At 39.8% G+C, this 20,484-nt stretch carries 11 protein-coding genes and 4 tRNA genes; 4 read left to right on the forward strand and 11 right to left on the reverse strand.

Annotated features, from left to right (window positions below; translation table 11 throughout):
• Window positions 1-62 precede the first annotated feature (62 nt).
• Window positions 63-1,529, forward strand: coding sequence for an oligosaccharide flippase family protein (locus tag K5X82_13155; GenBank protein ID QZT36216.1), 1,467 nt, complete (start codon window positions 63-65; stop codon window positions 1,527-1,529).
• On the opposite strand, the gene K5X82_13160 is transcribed toward K5X82_13155, so the two are convergent.
• From K5X82_13160 to K5X82_13205, 10 genes are all read right to left on the reverse strand, one after another.
• Window positions 1,511-2,749, reverse strand: coding sequence for a CDP-glycerol glycerophosphotransferase family protein (locus K5X82_13160; protein ID QZT36217.1), 1,239 nt, complete (start codon window positions 2,747-2,749; stop codon window positions 1,511-1,513). The two genes, K5X82_13155 and K5X82_13160, sit on opposite strands and share 19 nt — an antisense overlap.
• A 4-nt stretch (window positions 2,750-2,753) precedes the next feature.
• Window positions 2,754-4,049 carry a hypothetical protein gene (locus K5X82_13165; GenBank protein QZT36218.1) on the reverse strand — a complete coding sequence of 432 codons (1,296 nt, stop codon included), beginning with the start codon at window positions 4,047-4,049 and terminating at the stop codon, window positions 2,754-2,756.
• A gap of 405 nt (window positions 4,050-4,454) precedes the next feature.
• Entirely contained in the window at window positions 4,455-4,685 is a 231-nt protein-coding gene (locus K5X82_13170; protein ID QZT36219.1) for a hypothetical protein, read from the reverse strand.
• Between the two features lie 449 nt (window positions 4,686-5,134).
• The gene (locus K5X82_13175; protein QZT36220.1) at window positions 5,135-7,441 is read right to left on the reverse strand and encodes a TonB-dependent receptor; all 2,307 of its coding nucleotides are present in this window, start codon (window positions 7,439-7,441) and stop codon (window positions 5,135-5,137) included.
• Between the two features lie 188 nt (window positions 7,442-7,629).
• Window positions 7,630-8,034, reverse strand: a complete 405-nt coding sequence (locus K5X82_13180) for a hypothetical protein (GenBank protein ID QZT36221.1) — start codon at window positions 8,032-8,034, stop codon at window positions 7,630-7,632.
• 746 nt (window positions 8,035-8,780) lie between these two features.
• Window positions 8,781-11,084 carry a GH92 family glycosyl hydrolase gene (locus tag K5X82_13185; protein QZT36222.1) on the reverse strand — a complete coding sequence of 768 codons (2,304 nt, stop codon included), beginning with the start codon at window positions 11,082-11,084 and terminating at the stop codon, window positions 8,781-8,783.
• A 635-nt stretch (window positions 11,085-11,719) separates the two neighbouring features.
• A tRNA-Asn gene (locus K5X82_13190) sits at window positions 11,720-11,793 on the reverse strand.
• A gap of 36 nt (window positions 11,794-11,829) precedes the next feature.
• Window positions 11,830-11,903, reverse strand: a tRNA-Asn gene (locus K5X82_13195).
• A gap of 42 nt (window positions 11,904-11,945) precedes the next feature.
• A tRNA-Asn gene (locus K5X82_13200) sits at window positions 11,946-12,019 on the reverse strand.
• Window positions 12,020-12,061: 42 nt separating this feature from the next.
• Window positions 12,062-12,135: transfer RNA gene (locus K5X82_13205), tRNA-Asn, on the reverse strand.
• Between the two features lie 139 nt (window positions 12,136-12,274).
• Here K5X82_13205 and K5X82_13210 point away from each other — a divergent pair.
• Both K5X82_13210 and ltrA read left to right on the forward strand, forming a co-directional pair.
• Complete coding sequence (locus K5X82_13210) at window positions 12,275-13,264, forward strand: adenosine kinase (protein QZT36223.1); 990 nt, start codon at window positions 12,275-12,277, stop codon at window positions 13,262-13,264.
• Between the two features lie 479 nt (window positions 13,265-13,743).
• Window positions 13,744-15,126 (forward strand): group II intron reverse transcriptase/maturase, encoded by a 1,383-nt coding sequence (ltrA, locus tag K5X82_13215; GenBank protein ID QZT36224.1) that lies wholly within the window; start codon window positions 13,744-13,746, stop codon window positions 15,124-15,126.
• 88 nt (window positions 15,127-15,214) lie between these two features.
• On the opposite strand, the gene cysS is transcribed toward ltrA, so the two are convergent.
• The gene (gene cysS / locus K5X82_13220) at window positions 15,215-16,684 is read right to left on the reverse strand and encodes a cysteine--tRNA ligase (protein ID QZT36225.1); all 1,470 of its coding nucleotides are present in this window, start codon (window positions 16,682-16,684) and stop codon (window positions 15,215-15,217) included.
• A 220-nt stretch (window positions 16,685-16,904) separates the two neighbouring features.
• Between cysS and K5X82_13225 the strand changes: the two genes are divergently transcribed.
• Window positions 16,905-20,432, forward strand: a complete 3,528-nt coding sequence (locus tag K5X82_13225) for a tetratricopeptide repeat protein (GenBank protein QZT36226.1) — start codon at window positions 16,905-16,907, stop codon at window positions 20,430-20,432.
• Window positions 20,433-20,484: the final 52 nt, after the last annotated feature.

Here is a 20,484-nt window from a genome sequence, read left to right on the forward strand (position 1 = left end):
GTGAGCATAAAAATCGGTGGGCTTGTTTAAAATCATAACACCCTCCGACCAAGTGTATAATTATGGGAATACTAGAAAAACAGACCATTAAGGGCTCCTTTTGGTCCTTTGTAGGCGCCTTTATCGCCTTCTTGAATGTTACTATTTTAATGCCACGACTGCTCTCTACCGAGCAGGTAGGATTGGTCAACGTATTGGTTGCTATTGCCACCATCTGTGCCCAATTCTCCTCTTTAGGGTTCGATGCGGTCACCACACGAATGTTCCCATACTTTCGGTCCGAAAAAGAGAGACACCATGGCTATCCTTTTCTTCTCTTGATGGTCTCTATCATCGGCTTTTTGCTTTGGTTTTCCCTAATGTTTGCAGGAGGTAAGGCGTTGGTCATCGCACAAAATGCAGATAAATCCCCCATGCTAATTGATCATATGGGGTATATCATTCCTCTGGTTTTCTTCCTGCTGTTCTTCAATGCATTAGATGTTCTATATCGTCTACTCTACAATGCCGTGATCGGAACTTTTATGAAAGAGGTGGTGGTGCGAATATTAAACCTACTACTCCTTGGAGTCTATTTCACTGGAGCCATTCCATTCGATACATTCTTGACAGCGTATGTTGCGATATTGGGAGTGCCTCTGTTGGCTCTTCTATATCTGCTGGTCACCAAAGAGAAGATCTCTTTTCGCCCCAACTTCCACTTTATCACTCCTCGTCTGCGTAAAGAGATTGGCTATGTGGCCTTCTTTGGTATCGTATCTGGTTTTAGTGGTATTGCGATTGTCAACATCGATAAATATATGGTCTCTTCCTATCTAGGTCTAGAGCAGACTGGAATCTACTCGATTGCATTCTACTTTGGCACCATGGTGCTTCTACCTGCACGCGCACTTAAAAAAATTGGAGCTTCAGTCATCTCGGATGCTTGGCGCCACGACAATATTAAGCTCATCGAGGATACTTACAAGAAGAGTGCACTGTATCAACTTCTCATGGGGGCGGTGCTGTATGGTGGTATTGTGATCAACCTAGACAACATTCCAAACATATTGACCGAAAGTTATGCATCGGGAATGATCATCATCGCCATCATTGGTTTCTCAAATGTTTTAGAGATGGTTTCGGGTCAAGGAGCGACACTTCTTGCCACCTCACCAAAATATCGTACCCAAGCACTCTTTCAGTTTCTATTGATGCTCTTGGTAGTGGTCTCCAATATGCTTCTTATTCCTATATGGGGTACGGTAGGTGCCGCCATTGCAACTCTACTATCAAGTTTCACTATCTTGTTAGCTCGAGGAGTCTATATCTACCATCGCTGGCATATCCATCCATTTGGAATACAGATTACACGTCTAGCTATCGTATCCACTGTCGCAACGATATTGGCCTATCTTCTTCCTGAGAACATAGGAGGTTTCTGGTTTGTTGATATGGTCATTCGTTCTCTGTTTTTCCTTGTTCTGATGGGCTTAGGAAACTTCAAATTGTTGAAAGAGTGGGTCGACAACTACTTCTCCAAAGCTTGATAATGGTGACGGAATAACGATCTCTTTATCTCTGCAACTACCCTCAAAGAAGACTTGTTATCTTCAAATTGGTAGAATACATCCATCAGTTTATGTCTCTCTTCTGCATATTTAGTTGGATGATCTAATCCTTCTGCAAGTGCATCTAAGAATGACACTTCATCATACACTACAGCTCCAGGTGTCAACAGGTCGTAGTCCATGATGACACCCACTTGTGCGGCATAAATATCGTAGTCATAAGGTAGAAATACCATGGCACGATCCAGGGGTAAAAAGTCGGCAATCATGGCCGAAAAATCTGATATTAGAAGGTCGAACTGAGATAAGATCTCTACCACATCTGGCTCAAAATCTTGGTTTACCAAGCGAAATGGTCCATCCATATCCAGCTGCGAAAAGAAGGCTTCGTTACGTCTTAGGTCCTCTTTATGTACTCTAAAATAGAGAATAGCATCATGATCTTCCAACCACTTTTTGACCCTCTCCAAGTCATGATCTGCAAATGGAAAGAAGTGTGTTCTCCCGTAAGGTCGCCACGTGGGAGCATATAAAATAGCACGCTTGCTCCCTTTCTTGATATCTTTGGTGATCAGTTCAGGATGTTCCATTAAGGTGATCAAACGATCGTTGCGAGGCATTCCAGTAACCAATGCATTTTGCAAAGGAATAGCATAAGCCTCAGCCAATAACTCGGCCTCTTGTGCTCCACTACAGATGCAGTAGGTATATTGTTGTAGCAGCAGGTGATTTCCATAGTGCTGATATTTGGGGACTTTTCGAGCCGTCGCCTTCACTGGTATTCCATGGTCGATAAACAATACCTCTTGCCAACGTGGAGAGATAAAATAGGGAAAGAACTCCATGAAGCTGCTGCCATAAGAGAACGCAACATATGAAGAGCGTAGAAAGAAGCGCAAAGCTGCAAACGACTTCATCTTCATGACGCGATACCCCTCTTTCTGCATCACTTCTCGCACCCTATCGTGTTTCACAATAAAAGCGACCTCTAAATCTCTATCCGTAGTGATCACAGGAGCCAATGACTTGGTATTGTCAAAGAAATGTCCCTCGATAACAAAGATCGAAACACGATTCTTCTTCTTTATAGAAAATATATGAAGCTTCATATACGCAATCCACATGATGGGACGCACGACTAGGATCTGTATCCAGTTTTTTATCTGTTTCCACAACGAAATACCTGCTTTTAGTTCCATATCTCTATCGACTAATATTATTCAACAATTCCGAAAGTTGTGCCATCTGGTTGGCTACATCGTAATCACTAACCTTTGGAGAGATCTCTTGAACCTCGCCACCTCTCCATCTCTTATAACACGATAAAACAAACTCCTTTATCTGATCATAAGCATCGTAAGGAAGTGTCACACCTGCATCACACGAAGAGATGATACTTGCCACATCGCTATCCTGAGGCCCCAAACACAATATCGGATTGCCTGTGCGTAAATTCTCGTATAGTTTACCAGGAATACGCCCCTTGACATTCTCAGCTTGATTGAGCGGAAGCAGTAGGATAGAGGCATTCTTATTATATTGAAGTGCCACCTTCTTATCCACATTTCCCGTATATTCGGTATATCTATCGAGACCTTTTTGGGTAATATACTCTTTCAAACCAATGTCTACGATGCCTGCAAAAAGAATCGATAAGTTGGATGCAAAATCGTGGTCCTCTCTACAAAGGTCTGCTAAGACATCCACCAGAGTAATGGGAGCACGATCATAACCTAAAATACCAGCATGTACCAGTTGAAATCGGCTCTCTTCATGCTTTAAGTCAGCCAGCTCACTCTCTTCATAACCCAAAAGGAGCGGGGTGACATCCTTGGCACCAATCGTCTCTAAATCTTTTGCCCAGCTTGGACTCGCAATGGTTATCGCATTGGCACTTTCAAACAACTGCTGTTCCATCTTGCGATGTTGCTTATCAGCCCATCCCGAAATCTTCAACATCTTATAATAATCCACTTGGGTCCATGGATCTTGAAAATCGACCAAGAGAGGAAGGTTGCATTGTTGACTGACACCAAGACCAATCATATTTGACGAATGTGGAGGCCCTGTGGAGATAACCACATCCACAGGATGGTTCTCTAGATATTGTGTCAAACGATCTACCGAAGGCTTAATCCAATATTTACGAGCATCAGGAATAAACAAATTGCCTCGAACCCATATCGAGAGTTGGTCTTTCCATGAGAACTTTTTATCTCTGACATAAACAGGATTCGAGCTATCTTCTTTCTTACGTCCAGCAAACTTCTTAAAAAGCTTATAAGGCTCCCATATCTTTCCATAGATCACCTCAATGTCTGAGGGGATTTCCGTACTATAATCATAGCTAGGATAAAAAGCCTCCTCTGCCGTATATACCACCACATCCCATCCCATCTTTTGGAGATGTTTGGCCATCATCAATGGCCTAAAAATAGCTACTCCACCACAGGGAGGCCAATAGTATGTGATCAGTAATACGCGTCTATTTTTTGTCATGATGATCTATCAATATGTTGCAAATACACTCTTCAACAAAGAAGTACCTCCTCTTTCAAACCAAATGAGCCAACCTTAAAAGAGCTCCTTCAAAGCAGCTTTTCATCGAAGCATAACCTTTTATCAACAGTGATATCTCTTAACCAAATATAAGCAATGTTGAACGTGAGGATATAGCCCATTTATATATGTAATTCGTATAATACTCCTTCTTCTAACAAATTTAAATAAAGTTATCGCTAGCCCCAACTCTACATGTGAATATCTTCTGTGATTTCCATCTATAGCATGAATATATTATTGAAAACCACCAGTCTATATAGTTGTAAACATTGTTGAAAAACCTCTCGCCACTCCTGCTTTCCCCGCATTTGGCCTCTTGTCCATTCTCACTTCACCATCAACCTATCTCACTTTCCTAACCACACACACCTGGTTTTGCCAATCATTCATTCCCACGTCATCATCTACCGATCTCACTTTCCTAGCTACACACACCTGGTTTTGCCAATCATTCATTCCCACGTCATCATCTACCGATCTCACCGTCAAAAATCCCCCACCCTCAATTTTCGCATAATCCAACTCCACCCCTTTATTAATTAATAGATCCCATAGCCCCACTATACCATTCATTTGTTCATCACTCTAAAGCGATCTCATTTTTCTCTTTATTACCCCATCTTAATACCATCGTACTACTTTCCCCTGACTTCCTCCCAACTTAATCCGCCCCTAATACGTCTCTAATCCGTCCTTTGTCCATGGTTTAGCCATGCTTCGTCCATGGTTTGTCCATCGATTTCGGGGTTTTTGATGGCTGAACCATGGATCAATGATGGACGAATCATGGACAAAGGACGGATTAAGGACGGATTAGAGACGTATTAGGTCCGAGTTAAGTAGGGAGAAGGTAGCTTGAAGCCCGAAGGGAAGTATTGTTTATTGAAGAGATATATACAAGAGAAAAGGCCCACTTCTGGAAAGAAGGGGCCTTATTCTGAAAAGAGATTTATGTCAATATGACCTTAAATAAATTATAATTTTACATTAAGACCTTCTTGCTTTAAAATAGTTATTGGGTGTTATAGGATTGGGATTTTTACTCCGAACTGAACGGCGCGTCCCATGTTTAGTAATCCAACATCTTTATAGCGTGATAGGTGGCTCGTATAAGCTTTGTCGAATAGATTGTTTACTGAAAGATCTAGTACGAAAGTGCGATCTAGCCATTGGATGCGTCCTGTTGCTCCAAGGTTTACTAAGCCATATGCATCTGTTGGTGTTTCATAAGCTGCTACACGATCTTGTTTGAATGTGTAGTTGTATGCTCCATATACGTTGAGGCTCCATTTTTCACCTGTTGGGATATCGAAAGCGAGCTTATTGTTGATATGTGTTGCTGGGGTTAATGCGATGGCATTTCCATCATCGTCTTGACTATATACCATGCTTAGGTCAGAGTTGAAGTGTAGCCAGTGGATTTGGTGAGGGTGGTAGTGGATTCCCACTTCACCTCCATAAAGTGTGGCATTGCTCTGTTGGTACTGGTATACTTTCAAGTTCTCTTTTGTCTCTCCGTTAGGTGTTAAGAATATATAGTCTTGAATACGGTTTACAAAAGGATTGATGTACCATCCCAAATGTTCCCCTTTGCTTGCGATGGAGAGATCAAGTTGTACTGCTTGCTCTTTCTTTAGATTTGGATTTCCAATTTCATATCGGTTGGCAGATGGGTGAGAACCATTACTAGCCAACTCATAGATGTTGGGTGCTCTAAATCCTGTGGAGATGTTGGTTTTGATAAACATGCGTTCTCCGATAGACCAATTGAATCCTGCAGAGAGTGAAAATGCATTATCTGTTCTATTTTGAATCTCCGATTGTGCATCCGGACTATCCATCTTTTGTAGATCATATCTTGCACCAAATAGCATGTTGAAACGATCTGCAATACCCCATTTATAAGTGGAGAAGAGTCCGATGTTTTGTGTCGTGGTATTGGGAATAAGTGTCTCTTCAGAAAGATTCTCATTCTTACGATACATTCCTTGTGAGCCTACGATCCACTGGTCTTGGCTGTTGTCAAAGTCTTTGATCCATTGTAGGTTGTAGGTGTAGCTTTGAAGAAGCATCTCTAGACCGACATGCTCTTCCCCTTCGTGTTCATGCTCATCTTCATGGTCGTGATCATGATCGTCATCAGCTGCAACAGCTCCGTGGTCATGATCATGTTCATCCTCGTGTTCGTCTCCGTGTTCATCTCCATGGTCGTGCTCTTCTCCTTCAATCTCTTTTCTATGGTTTCGTACAAAACCTAAGTTAAGTTTGATCTTTGAATTTTCGAGGTGGAATATGTTTTCACTACTTACGATATCTGTAATAATCGGTTGGTATGGTGCCACCAAATCACGATCTCTATGTCCTCCTGTGTCGCCATCTTCGTTGATTCCATATTTTTCATCAAGATGGTTGTAGCTTAATGTGGAAGACCATTTTTTACTTCGGTATCCCACTTTTCCTTTGAAATCGTATGTTTGAAATCGGGTGTTATTGACTACGTTGCCATCCCCATCGATATAGTCCATATGGTTTCTTTGGCTTCCACTAAGGTTAACGCTCCATTTTTCACCACTCCAGTATACTTTTCCATAAGCATCGATCCCTTTGGTATTGGCGTTGTAATCACTTCCCACTTCTACTTGAGTGGTGTGGTTGGGCGCAAAACGATCGTCTACTAGGTATAGAACTCCACCAAGTGCATCACTACCGTATAGTAAGCTTGCAGGTCCTTTAATCACTTCAATACCTTCGATACCTGTTGCATCTACACCTAGTCCATGCTCGGCACCCCATTGTTGGTTCTCTAATCGAATACCATGGGTAAATGTAGCAATACGCGATCCTGAAAGTCCTCTAATGGTTGGTTTTCCGATAGCAGCTCCAGTTGTGACTTGCTGTACTCCTGGTATGTTAGATATGGTTTCGGAGAGAGAGTTCTGCACAGTGGCATCTTTCATCTTCAGGTAGGCAACATTCATGACTTCCTGTTTTTGAAGGCTTGGTGTGGTACCAGAAACAACGACCTCATCTATTTTTAGATGGGAAGGTACAAGAGATATGGTTTCGCCATCTTCAATCTGTTTTACCACAATAATTTTAGATTCATACCCCATAGAGGAGATCTGTAATTTACTGTTTTCGGCGTTTTCAGGAAGGGTCACGTTACCATAAACATCTGTTACAAACCCTTGTCGATTATCCGTATTATAAAGGGTAGTAAAAGGAATTGCAGACTTGCTTTCTTGATCAACAATAGTTATTTTTTTTTGTGCGTAAGCTCCCTCAATCATAAATAGTATGATTGCGATGATATATAATAATTTACTCATTATTAGTTTTTTATGTTGTTACAAATAGTGTCGTCATCTTGTTGTGTAATTAGAAAAATAGTACTGTATTTCGCATTGATTGGCAATACAGGTATATTATTTTTTGACACAACAAAAGCCCCTCTCAATGTTTTGTGAAATGAATCGACATAAACAATGAAAGTGATGTTTTTTACTTTGATCTACGATTAAATGTAATAAGTAGGAGGACCACGATGTTGACAGGAGTGTATAATTTTCTTCGACGGAGGAAGAATCATGGGGGCAGCTTGAACTGTCCAGCATACCTCGCTTATATTCACAAGTGTGGTTTCTTGTGTTGTGATCTGTGGTGGCGTATATTTAAACCACTCACATAAGTGCGAGTTTGCTTGCCACTGATATGGGTTATTTCCTTGTTTTGACAAACATGATGAGTTATCATGATTGGAATGGTCATGATGATATGCTTGTCCACAGCTTTTACTGTGTGCATGGAAATTCTCATGTGACAGGTATGCTAAGCCCACAGAGAGAAAGTACAGAAGCATAATAGCCCCAGCAACGATCTTTCGTGTTATTAAATTTGCTTGTTTCATACCTTGTTTATTCATATGGACACAAATTTAAGTAAAAAAGGATAGGGTAGTCTTATTTCAGATTAATTATTCCTTATTTATAAAGTGGGGGATATGACATAAAGAGTATTAGGATAAAAGAAACTGGAGAAATCGCTCGCAGTCTGTCTCAAGTACGAGCGATTTTTCTCCATAGCACCACAGAAGTGATACTTATTTCTTTTGAATATAAGTGGGTGTACTTAATAAAGTATGATGATCACAGATTCCTTATTGATGTGATTATTATCAATAAGCTGTAGCACTGGTTTGCTGTTTGGATGGCAATTTGGTAGATGTACACTTCGTGTTTATAAGTGTACATCAAAGAAATATGATTATGTTATAAAATACAATAGTAAATTGATATTTGATAGGTTGATTTAGACAAAATTATGAAGTGCCATGATTGGGTGGGTATGGCTCTCTACCTCTCTTTGTGAATGGTGTTGGAGGATTGGTAATTCTTTTGTATAGTGCATTTTGGGGATTCTTTAAATGTTCTTGTCATTTGTTAGCTTGTGAAGCTAAGGGTAGATGTTGATTGTTATAGAATATATTTTATAAACTAGAAGTATCTGGGTGATGTCAAAAGAGGGTTGGATATTCGGGGTAATTGAGTGTAGGACAGATGATGTCGCTGAGTGTCGTTCAAAAAAAGAGAAGCCCGTTATGATTGCTCAATTGGACCTCTCTTTATCATCTATGTAAATTGTGTATGTGTTCTATTTGATATCTCTATCTTATCTCTTCTCGTTAGAGAAAGAGTAAGGAAAAGAGGATGCTTTAGTTCCGCGTTTTTTATTTGGCTTACTGCTCATATTCAGCTTTAGAGTACCACCATTGGTTAACTGTTTATGAGTGATATAGTTTTTAGAGAATGTATTTCCATTCAATGTTGCATCTTTAATGTATACATTGCTGTGGTTGTTATTGTTGGCTTGAATAACAAATTTCTTTCCGTTCTCTAGTGTAAGTGTAATCTTTTTGAACAGAGGTGACCCTATGGCATATTCGCCTGTTCCAGGTGCAACAGGGTAGAATCCCATTGCCGAAAAGACATACCATGCAGAAGTCTGTCCATTATCTTCATCCCCACAAAGACCATCAGCGTTTGGAGTGTATAGTTTGTCCATGACATTTCGTGTCCAATACTGGGCTTTCCAAGGCTGACCTAGCCAGTTGTAAAGATATATCGCATGTTGCACTGGTTGATTTCCATGAGCATACTGTCCCATATCAGCAATCAACATCTCCGTGATCTCATGAATCTGGAAGCCATAGTAAGAGTCATCGAAAGTTGGAGCCGATGTAAATACTCTATCGAGTTGGGCTGCCATCTTTTCGTTGCTGCCATATAAGGTAGCTAAGCCCTTTGGATCGTGGAATACTGACCATGTATAGTGCCATGCAGACCCTTCTGTGAAAGCATCTCCCCATTTGTCAGGGCGTGCATTGGACCATGATCCATCCATGTTTTTTCCAGACATAAATCCAGTACGGCTATCGAAAAGGTTTTTATAGTTGTTGGCTCTTTTGGCAAAAAGGTCGATTTGATCTTTCGGCTTGTCCAGTGCTTTGCTAAGCTCGTATATACACCAGTCGGCATATGCATACTCTAGGGTACGAGCAGCATTTTCATTCACGCCACTATCGTAAGGAACATATCCGTACTTGTTGTACTCTTCCGCACCATATCTACCCACAGAGTTTAGTGGTCCTTTGCTTTTGGTGTTTTTAATGATCGCTTGGTATAGTGTTTCGATATCAAAACCTCTAATCCCTTTTAGGTAAGCATCCGTAATTAGTGATGCAGAGTTTGATCCAATCATACAATCTCTATGGCCTGGACTTGCCCATTCAGGTAGCCATCCGCTCTCTTTGTAGGTGTTTGCAAGTCCTTGCATGATATGGCTGTCCAACTCTGGATACATCAATGTAAAGAATGGAAATACAGCTCTAAAGGTATCCCAGAAGCCATTGTCGGTAAACATATATCCTTTTTCTACTTTCCCGTTATAAGGACTGTAGTGTACAATCTCATTTTTACTGTTGTATTCGTAGAATTTACGAGGGAATAGCATGGTTCTATATAGAGCCGTATAGAATGTGCGATACTGGTCGGTGGTACCACCTTCTACTTTTATTTTAGATAGCTCCTTATTCCATGCTAGAGTTGCTTTCTCTTTGGTTGTCTTAAAACTATCGTTACCAATCTCTCTTTTAAGATTTAATTCTGCTTGCTCAGGACTGATAAACGAAGAGGCAACACGTGCATGTATCTGCTCACCAGCTTCTGTTTCGAAAGTTAGCACTGCACCAACATGGTATCCTTCTGCTTCTTTGCTATTTGGAGCATAGTTGGCAGTAGGGTTCTTTGATTTTTTAGATTCCCATGTTCCAACACTCTTGAAATCTTTATCAAAGTAGATAACAAAGTAGTTATGGAAATTCTCAGGTACACCACCACTATTGTTTCTACAGTATCCTACGATCTTTCTCTCTTTAGGATATATTTTTACTTGAGAGCCCTTATAGAATCCATCTACAAGGATATGGGCTTGATCGGTTTTTGGAAAGGTAAAACGGAAATGTGCCGCTCTCTCTGTAGGAGTGATTTCGGTGGTTACATCGTAGTCAGCAAGGTAGACACGATAGTAGTTTGGTTTTGCAACCTCTGCTTTGTGAGAGAACCATGCTGCACGGTCTTTACCTAGTATTTTAAGGTCTCCTGTCTCTGGGAAAATAGAGAAGGCAGCATAATCATTAATCCACGGACTCGGTTGGTGGGTTTGTTTAAAACCTCGTATCTTTTTTGTGTGATAAGCATAGGTCCATCCATCACCCATAGGCCCTGTTTGGGGAGTCCAAAAATTCATCCCCCATGGCAAAGCGATAGCGGGATATGTATTACCATTAGATAGAGAGAAGTCTGAATCGCTTCCTACTAATGGGTTTACGTAATCAACAATGGCATTGTTCTTTTCAGCAAACGTGGTAAACGTAGTGCATAAAAGAACAAGTAGGGTAAATATCCTGTTCTTCATGAATATATGATATAATGTAATTAATATACAGTGTATATGATAGGTAGACACATCAATCCTATGAATGGTGTCTTTTGCTTTCTGAAGTATGCGGAATAATCGATACAGCGCAAGTGTTTACGCTGCATCTGTGGATAATCTTTAGTATTATCTTTCAAAACAAAGATATATAATCCGCAGGAGCATTAAACATGTTGTAGAGCATATTCTATCTCTGTTAAGAATATGTTTCCTGTTTTATATGACATCTTTTGCTTAAGTACTTGTTTATTAGGGTTTAGTGTGTTTGGTAGAAAGGTGGAGAGTGGCGTGTAAATAAGAAATGTAGATAAAATGTAAGAGGTATTACGGTTATCATTGACTATTACGATACTCGTATTACAACTTGTTTAGGGGTATATTGGGTTACTATTCTGTTTCTGCCCTGTTTAAAAATAGCAGATTAAATTAAGGCTGTACTTCTATTTTGGGTTTTGTCTAAGGATGATTTATTTGTGTGTATTAAGCCCATAAAAAATGATTGAAGTGATATGGATATGTCGGTTGATGTAGGAGTGGTAAAGTTCAATCGTGGAGATGTTTGTTGAGGTATGGAGACAAAAAAAGCCGAAGTGATAAACTTCGGCTTTTAAGAGCTCCCCAGGTAGGACTTGAACCTACGACCTACGGATTAACAGTCCGCCGCTCTAACCAACTGAGCTACTAGGGAATATAAATATAAAAAAAGAGGTTCTTATTTAAAAAGCTCCCCAGGTAGGACTTGAACCTACGACCTACGGATTAACAGTCCGCCGCTCTAACCAACTGAGCTACTAGGGAATTTAAATAAGATATACAATAAAGAACGAGCTTTACTCTAAGCTCCCCAGGTAGGACTTGAACCTACGACCTACGGATTAACAGTCCGCCGCTCTAACCAACTGAGCTACTAGGGAATTTAAAATTAAGATACAATAAAGAACGAGCTTTACTCTAAGCTCCCCAGGTAGGACTTGAACCTACGACCTACGGATTAACAGTCCGCCGCTCTAACCAACTGAGCTACTAGGGAATTTTACAGTGCGAAAGAGAAGTGTCTTTACCCTCCGTTGATGGGCTATGTTTTTCTCTAATTGCGTGGCAAATGTAATAGCTTTTTCCGAAATCTAAAATATATTTGTAAAAAAAATGGATAAAAATATTTGAGTGTGATGAATCAAAAGAAGCAAAGCAAGGTGATCGGAATAGGTAATGCTTTAGTAGATGAGATTACTTTGTTGATGGATCCTTCTGTGTTACAGAAATTTAATTTGGCTAAGGGGAGTATGACCTTGGTGGATCGGGTGGAATCTGAGGTAATTCATCAGGAGACAAAAAATAATTCAAAAAAAATTACTTCAGGAGGATCTGTTTCTAACGTGGTAGGTGCATTGGCATCTTTAGGGATAGAAACTGGTTTTATTGGATCGATAGGCGAAGATGAATTAGGGTCCTTTTTTATTGATTCATTGTCTTCGATTGATGTCTCCCTATTCTTGAAGGAGAGTGCTGCTATGACTGGGGTTGCTATCTCTTTGGTTACACCAGATGGAGAAAGAACCTTTGCAACACATCTTGGAGCTGCAGCTCTTTTAGAGGCAGAGGATCTTAAGAAGGACTTTTTTGATGGGTTTGATATTTTTATGATCGAAGGCTATTTGGTTCAAAATCACTCTTTGATTATTGAAGCAGCAAGAATGGCTCATGATCTTGGATTGAAAGTGGCTATTGATTTGGCTAGTTTTAATGTGGTAACTGAGAATTTAGAGCTTTTGACCTCGTTGGTTTGTGATTATGTGGATATTGTTTTTGCCAACGAAGAGGAAGCACGCGCTTTTGTGGGAAAAGAGCCTCGTGAGGCGCTTGATTGTATCGCTTCGATGGTTGATATGGCTGTGGTGAAGATCGGCGCTGAGGGCGCTTATGTGAGCCAAGAGGGGCAATGTTACCATGTGCCAACTTTATCGAATCATGTTGTTGATACTACTGGGGCTGGAGACTTCTTTGCTGCAGGTTTTCTGTATGGACTATCACAAGGCTACGAATTAGAGAGATGTGGTTATATTGGCTCTCTATTGGCCTCAAAAGTGATTGCAGTTACAGGAGCTCATTTAGAAGATAATATGTGGGGTCAATTAAAGGAGGAGTTATCAGCTTTATAGGATTACACCAGACTAAGAGATAAAAAAAGCGGTTGAGATCAACCGCTTTTTTTGTGTGTGTGCCATGCATGGAAATTAACTAATCGGTGTAAGTCCGTAGTGGAGGTTTGTAGAGCCAACCACCTAGCAGAAGGCAAGGGTGCTTATCGTGAGGTATAACCTGAAGGAAGCCGTATGCAAAACTCTGATCCGAGGTATACGAATCGCATTAGGCGGTATATAACTGGATAAGCTTGCACGACAAAGTAAAGTCCGAATTCTACACGGAGTTTATACCGTAGATGTGGCGGATAGATGGAGTGAAAGTTAATTTCCTTACCATGGGAGATCTCACAGATGGATACAATGTATTTTCCCTGTCCATTCAAAAAAAGTTAACTGTGAGAAGTCAGCCGAGGTCATAGTACTGTACCCACTTTACAGGAAGGACTGAATCTTAAATTGTTCATAATACAGACTGTTACCTAATGAAGGGATCAATGCAGAAAATATCGGAAGATAGCTACTTAAGTGAAGGTAGAGCAGAACTCGAGAATAACTCAAGAGCGCACACTTTCAAAGGGATAACTGAAGGCATTATGGAAACGAACATTACAACAGATAATTTATTAGAACGTGTCCTAGAATCAGGTAACCTAAATAAGGCTTATTTACAGGTTTATCGTAATAAAGGGAGTCATGGAGTTGATGAGATGCAAGTGGAATCCTTAAAAGATTATCTCAGACTTCATCGAGAAGTTTTAATAGCAGAACTACGAGAAGGGAAGTACCTTCCCAATCCTGTACGACGAGTCGAAATACCCAAAGAACCAGGTAAAACACGCCCTCTAGGTATTCCTACTGTCGTGGATCGAGTTATTCAACAAGCCATTTCACAAGTTCTTAGTCCTATTTATGAGGAACAGTTTTCCAATTATAGCTTTGGATTCCGTCCGAATAAAGGAGCACATACAGCTATTATAGCCTGTAGCCAAACGATCACATCAGGTTATCATTATGCTATCGATATGGATATGGAAAGATTTTTCGATACCGTAAATCATAGCAAGTTGATAGAGATCTTATCACGAACGATAAAAGATGGTCGATTAGTTTCCTTAATCCATAAATATCTAAGAGCCGGAGTTGTTGTTGAAGAGCAGTTTCAAGAAACAGAAACAGGAGTTCCTCAAGGAGGACCATTAAGTCCATTGCTAAGCAACATTATGCTGAATGAATTAGACCATGAACTCACAAGACGAGGTCATGAGTTTGTTCGTTATGCAGATGATATTGTCATCTTATGTAAAAGCAAGCGAGGAGCTACACGCACGATGAATTCTACAATTCGTTTTATAGAAGATACTCTATTCTTAAAAGTGAATCGAGATAAAACAGAAGTGGTGCGCTACAATCAGATTAAGTTTCTTGGCTACAGTTTTTACAAAACAAAAGGTGTCGTTCGTTTTCGATTGTCGAAAAAGACACAACGGAAAGTGAAGCGCTCTTTGGAAGGAATTGTAGCACGGAATAATAGTATTGGTTACGATGAAATCAAATCCAAGCTTAAAAGCTATATTCAAGGATGGGTAACCTATTATCGATTGGCAGATATGAAATCATTTCTGAAACAAGTAGATGAATGGCTAAGACGACGTATCCGTATGGTAATATGGAAATGTTGGAAAAGAGTAAGAACGAAGATGAAGAATTTAATGAAACTCGGAGTTTCGAAGAACAAAGCGTATGAATATGCTAATACGAGGAAAAAGTATTGGCGCATTTCAAAGAGTCCAATTCTACAAACGACTATAACGAATAAGAATTTGGAGAAGGCAGGCTATATTACGCTAAGTGATTATTATCAGAAAGTAAAGTCGTGATTTAGGGAGTCGCCGTATACGAGACCCGTACGTACGGTGGTGTGGGAGGTGTACTGGAAGATAAAATATCTTCCAGCCATCTACCCGATTATTGTATATGCCATTCGGCACCGTCTTTTGTATCTTTGATTACCAGCCCTGCCTCTTTAAGTTGGTTACGAATCTTATCAGATGTAGCCCAATCTTTATTGGCTTTTGCTTCAGAACGAATATCTAGTAGAAGATCCATTACATTGGAAAGAACATCCGCTTGTTGATCTCCTTCGGTACTTGCTTTTAGACCTAATACGTTAATGGCTAATGTGTGGAACAGCTCTCTAAGGGCATCTATATCTTCTTGTGTAGCCTTTTGAGATCCCTCTTTAATCAGGTTAATGGTTTTTACTCCATCAAAAAGGTGCGCGATTAAAATAGGAGTGTTCATATCATCATTTATCGCCTCATAACATCTATTCATTAAACCATCAGTATCGATGGTAGAACTCTTACTAGGAGTAAGTAGTTCGATGTTTTGAATGGCTTGCATTAATCTCTGATATCCTTTCTCTGCAGCTTGAAGTGCCGTGTTCGAAAAATCGAGAGGACTTCTGTAGTGTGCTTGAAGAATAAAGAAACGTATGGTCATTGGATCGTATGACTGCTCCAATAGTTCATGTTTACCTTCGAATAGTTGGTCTAGGGTAATGAAATTGCCTAAAGATTTCCCCATCTTCTGACCGTTGATGGTGATCATGTTGTTATGCATCCAGTAGTTGACATGGTCATGTCCATGACAAGCTTTGGCTTGTGCCAACTCTGCTTCGTGGTGAGGAAACATGAGGTCCATACCACCACCGTGGATATCAAATCGATCTCCTAGGTATTTAGAACTCATTGCCGTACATTCGGTATGCCAACCAGGGAAACCCTCTCCCCAAGGAGATGGCCATCTCATAATATGTTCGGGTTGAGCATTCTTCCAGAGAGCAAAGTCTAGTCCAAAGTGTTTTTCACACTGCCCATCTAGTTCTCTTGTGTTGACAAGCATGTCTTCGATCTTTCTTCCAGAAAGTTCACCGTAGGTATGGTCGTTGGCATATTTACGAACATCAAAATAGACGGAACCATTGCTTACATAAGCGTATCCTTTGTTGATAAGCTCTTCGATTACTTCTATCTGTTCGATGATGTGTCCTGTAGCAGTAGGCTCAATGCTAGGAGGAAGAATATTCAAATCATTCATGTTCTTGTGATAGCTATTTGTGTACTGTTGTACCACTTCCATCGGTTCAAGAGCATCTAGCTTTGCTTTCTTTGCAATTTTATCTTCTCCTTCATCCCCATCGTTAACAAGGTGTCCTACATCTGTGATGTTTCTTACGTAACGAACCTTAAAACCAAGGTGTTGTAGATATCTGAAAAGGATATCGAAGGTGATGGCAGGTCGAGCATGACCTAAATGTGCATCGCCATAAACTGTAGGTCCACACACGTACATTCCGACTTTATCCGGGTGGATAGGTTGAAATGTTTCTTTCTTACGAGAGTGCGTATTATAAATGACAAATTTGCTGTCCATATCGTTGACAATTACTTTTAGAACTACAAAATTATAAATATTAGGGAAATAGAAGTCAAAAAGTGTTTTTTTCCAATTGTATAATGTGATGTATTTCGATAGAAAATGAGTTTCATCACATTGATGTGATTCTTTCATGCGCCAAAAACAATAAAGTATTGTTTTAGTAGTTTATTTTATGAGTATCATGATTAACTTGTGGAGGTAACGCAAAACATATATGTCTAAAAATAGAGTTCAATATATATTCGTCTTAATTTTCGTTGGCACATTTTTTCTTTTTTATAGCTGTGGTACAACTCGTAACACAGGATTGTCAAGAAGATTTCAGAATATGACATCCCATTATAATGTCTACTATAATGGTAAAACTGCCTATGACACGGGTTTAGATAAAGTAAAACACGATTTTGTCCTTGATTATAGTATCCCTTTGCCTGTTTTCATTGAAGATATCCCTGAAGCAAGAGGCGTTGGGTCAAGCTACTTTAAGAAAGCAATTACGAAATCGGATAAGCTGGTAAAGAAGCATTCAATCAAGGTGAAGCCAAAGAAGGGAAGTGGCGATGCTGCTTTTATGAAAAGAGGTGAGTGGAATGATTGGGTGGACAATGCTTATGTTTTGAAAGGGAAAGCACTTTATTGTAGTGGCAAAGTGGAGGATGCTCAATTTGTCTTTCAAATGATAATTCAAAAATATCCTTATAGCGAGTCTTTGAACGAAGCTAAATTGTGGATTTCGAGATCATTTTTTACGCAAGGTGAAGATGAAGAAGCCATTGTTTATCTTCAGAAATTAGAGGCCACTAAGGGACTATCAAAATCTGTTCGTAGAGATATATCATTGGTATGGGCTGACTATCAGATAAAGAGTGAAAATTATGGTGCAGCTATTACTCGATTGGAGAATGCACTTAAGTTTCCGATGTCAGGAGCCGATAAGAGACGATATAACTTTTTATTGGGGCAACTTTATGCCTCTATGGATAAAAAAGGAGAAGCGGTGAAATGTTATCAAAAGGTGTTGGGAATGAATACACCTTACCGTATGTCTTTTTATGCTAAGATTGGGATCTATGAATTGGATAATAGCAAAAGAGAGTTGAAGAAGTCCAAACGTTTTCTTGGTCGTCTACTAAGAGACGAGAAGAATGAGGACTTTCAAGATCGTATATACTATGCTTTAGGTAATATCTATTGGGAACAGAGTGAACAAGATGTTGCTATTGATTATTATAAGCAGTCGGTGACTCTTTCCGAAGCAAATCCAACCCAAAGAGTTGAATCATCATTAAGATTAGCAGATATATTCTTTGATAGAAAAAAATATCGAAATAGTCAGGCTTACTACGATACAGCTGTTTCAGTTATTCCATCTAGTTACCCGAAAGCGAATGAAATTCGTCGAAGAGCAAAGTTCTTAACTGCTTTGACGGAGAACCTTCAGGTGATCGAAACTCAGGATAGTTTGCAGAACTTGGCTGGGTTACCAAAGGATGTTTTGGATAAAAAGATCGTGGGTTGGATAAAGGATGAGAGAAAACGTCAGCGAGAAGAGATGCTTCGCAAACAAAGTCAACAACAAAATGACTTAGATGATAATTTCTTCCGTAGCAATGCTCAGATGAATTTGTCGCAACAAAACCCTCAAAGATCTGGAAGTAGTGGTAGTAGTTGGTATTTTTATAACCCATCAACGGTCGCTTCTGGAAAAGCAAGTTTTAGGCAAATATGGGGTAAGCGTGCACTGTCTGATAATTGGAGAAGGGCAGATAAGTCTAAAATGGAAGAAGGTTTCGGTGATGAAGTGGATACTTCACAAGATGGTGCATTAGAGGGAGAAGAAGAGCAGAAGCAGAAAAAGTTGTCTCCTTTAGATAAGGGGTATTACGTTAAAGATATTCCGAGAAATGATTCAATGTTTGTTGCCTCGGATAAGAAAATATGCCTTGCCGCTTATAATGCTGCACGTATCTATGGTGAAGATCTTGATGATGTGTCGGCTTCGTTGGAAATGTTTGATCTATATCTTAGAAAGGTCTCTGACCCTCAAATGAAATTGACTGCCCTGTATTATGCATATGATCTGTCGAATAGGGCTGGTCGTAAGAGTGAAGCAGAGATGTATAAGGCTCGAATATTAAATGGTTTTGGTCATACAAGAATTGCAATGTATTTGCGTAATCCAGAGTCATTTGAGTCGATATTGAAAGCACGAAGGGAGCAGGATGACCTATATGCGAAATCTGTTGTTGCATTGAGGTTGGGTCAATATGATAAGGCCACATCTTTTAGTAGTGAGATCGTTACCAATCCTCAAGACTCTACTTTGTTGCCTAAGGCAGCTTATATTCAAATGGTGTCTGTCGGAGCTCAAAAGGGAAGTATTTATTTGGAGGGCATGATAAAAGAGTATAAGCTTAAATATCCAAAATCAGAGCTGATGCCAAGGGTGCTTCGTTTAGAGAAATTAGTGGCAGAACAGTCATTGAAAGATTATGCAACGATGGTACAGAATGGCTATATCCATTCAGAGATACAAAATCAGGAGGCGTTTGGTTCAAATGGAGGAGAGTTTGTGGATCAGAAGTTTGAGAATATCGATGAAACATTCTTCTATTATGTGATTGAAGTGGGTGCTTCTTTGACTGCTGACCTAAATAGATTGCGTTTTGATGTAGCTCACTTTAATATTGATTTCTTTCCAGAAGATGATTTCGATGTGGATATTGAAAAATTAAATGAGGCAACATCTTTGATTGTGGTGCGTACGCTGCCTAATAAGGATTTTGCTAAGATATATTTTAATGCGATTACGCATCAGAAAAGAGCTTTCAGTAGTTTGAATGGCACGAAGTTTAAGAATTATGTGATCTCTTCTAAGAACTTTAGAACGATTAAAGAGGATAAGGTGTCGATGGATTATCAGAAGTTCTTTATTCGAAATTTCTCACAGAGTGTGAACGGATTGGCTTTAGATCAGAAAAGTAATATTGATCCGATGGTCTTGTTGAAAGAGCTTGAATCCCAAAAGCAGAATCCAGAGCCACAAGGTCAGTTTGTTGCGGTGAATACAGCAGAAGTAGCTGTTGAAACAGTAGGATCAGAAGAGGTGGTTAAATCTGAAGAGAGAGAAGTCGAATCAGCAGTTGAACAGACAAAGAGTGTGTCTACGGAGCAGGTCAATGAAGAAACTTCCGTTTCAGAACTGTTAGAGAATAAACTTGCTGAGAAACCTGCACCTGTTGTTACGAATGAACCAGCTAAAGCTGCAGCTGCAGTTACAACCACTGCTGTGGTTGCGTCTACAGTAGAAAGTACAAGTGAAGAGGTCGAACAAGAGGTTCTTGATGTACGAAAGCCCGAGGATGTGTTTACAGGCAGGGAGGATATTCGATTTGCAGTTATCTTTATTGTTAAAAAGGATGTACGTACAATGAACAAGGTAAGACAACAACTCATGTTGGTAAATATTAAGGATCTTAATAAACGCAACTACAAGGTGTCGGCTGAAAATTATGATGCTTCGACTAGCTTTGTGGTTGTAAGAGGATTGTCCGATTATAATAAGGCGCTTGCCTATGTGAAGGCTTTAGTCGCAACAAAACGCTATAAAGAAGCGGTAGTAGGATTGGTGAATGAGGCTATGGTAATCTCTGAGGAGAATCTCAGAAGGTTGAATAAAAATAAAGAGATGGATCTGTATCGAACTTTTTATCGTAATGAAAAGATGCCGATGCTAAAATAAAGGGCGTTTCTCTATAGTTTATGAACTTCACTCTTTCTATATTGTTATTTGA

The sequence above is a fragment of the Prolixibacteraceae bacterium genome (genome assembly GCA_019856515.1).
Lineage (GTDB): Bacteria > Bacteroidota > Bacteroidia > Bacteroidales > Prolixibacteraceae > Halosquirtibacter > Halosquirtibacter xylanolyticus.

Excerpts from the sequence above, each read along its gene's own strand:
- K5X82_13155 (QZT36216.1), top strand. The coding sequence starts at position 63 with ATGGGAATACTAGAAAAACAGACCATTAAGGGCTCCTTTTGGTCCTTT.
- ltrA (QZT36224.1), top strand. The coding sequence starts at position 13,744 with ATGCAGAAAATATCGGAAGATAGCTACTTAAGTGAAGGTAGAGCAGAA.
- K5X82_13165 (QZT36218.1), bottom strand. The coding sequence starts at position 4,049 with ATGACAAAAAATAGACGCGTATTACTGATCACATACTATTGGCCTCCC.
- K5X82_13170 (QZT36219.1), bottom strand. The coding sequence starts at position 4,685 with ATGAATGGTATAGTGGGGCTATGGGATCTATTAATTAATAAAGGGGTG.
- K5X82_13160 (QZT36217.1), bottom strand. The coding sequence starts at position 2,749 with ATGGAACTAAAAGCAGGTATTTCGTTGTGGAAACAGATAAAAAACTGG.
- K5X82_13175 (QZT36220.1), bottom strand. The coding sequence starts at position 7,441 with ATGAGTAAATTATTATATATCATCGCAATCATACTATTTATGATTGAG.
- cysS (QZT36225.1), bottom strand. The coding sequence starts at position 16,684 with ATGGACAGCAAATTTGTCATTTATAATACGCACTCTCGTAAGAAAGAA.
- K5X82_13210 (QZT36223.1), top strand. The coding sequence starts at position 12,275 with ATGAATCAAAAGAAGCAAAGCAAGGTGATCGGAATAGGTAATGCTTTA.
- K5X82_13180 (QZT36221.1), bottom strand. The coding sequence starts at position 8,034 with ATGAATAAACAAGGTATGAAACAAGCAAATTTAATAACACGAAAGATC.
- K5X82_13225 (QZT36226.1), top strand. The coding sequence starts at position 16,905 with ATGTCTAAAAATAGAGTTCAATATATATTCGTCTTAATTTTCGTTGGC.
- K5X82_13185 (QZT36222.1), bottom strand. The coding sequence starts at position 11,084 with ATGAAGAACAGGATATTTACCCTACTTGTTCTTTTATGCACTACGTTT.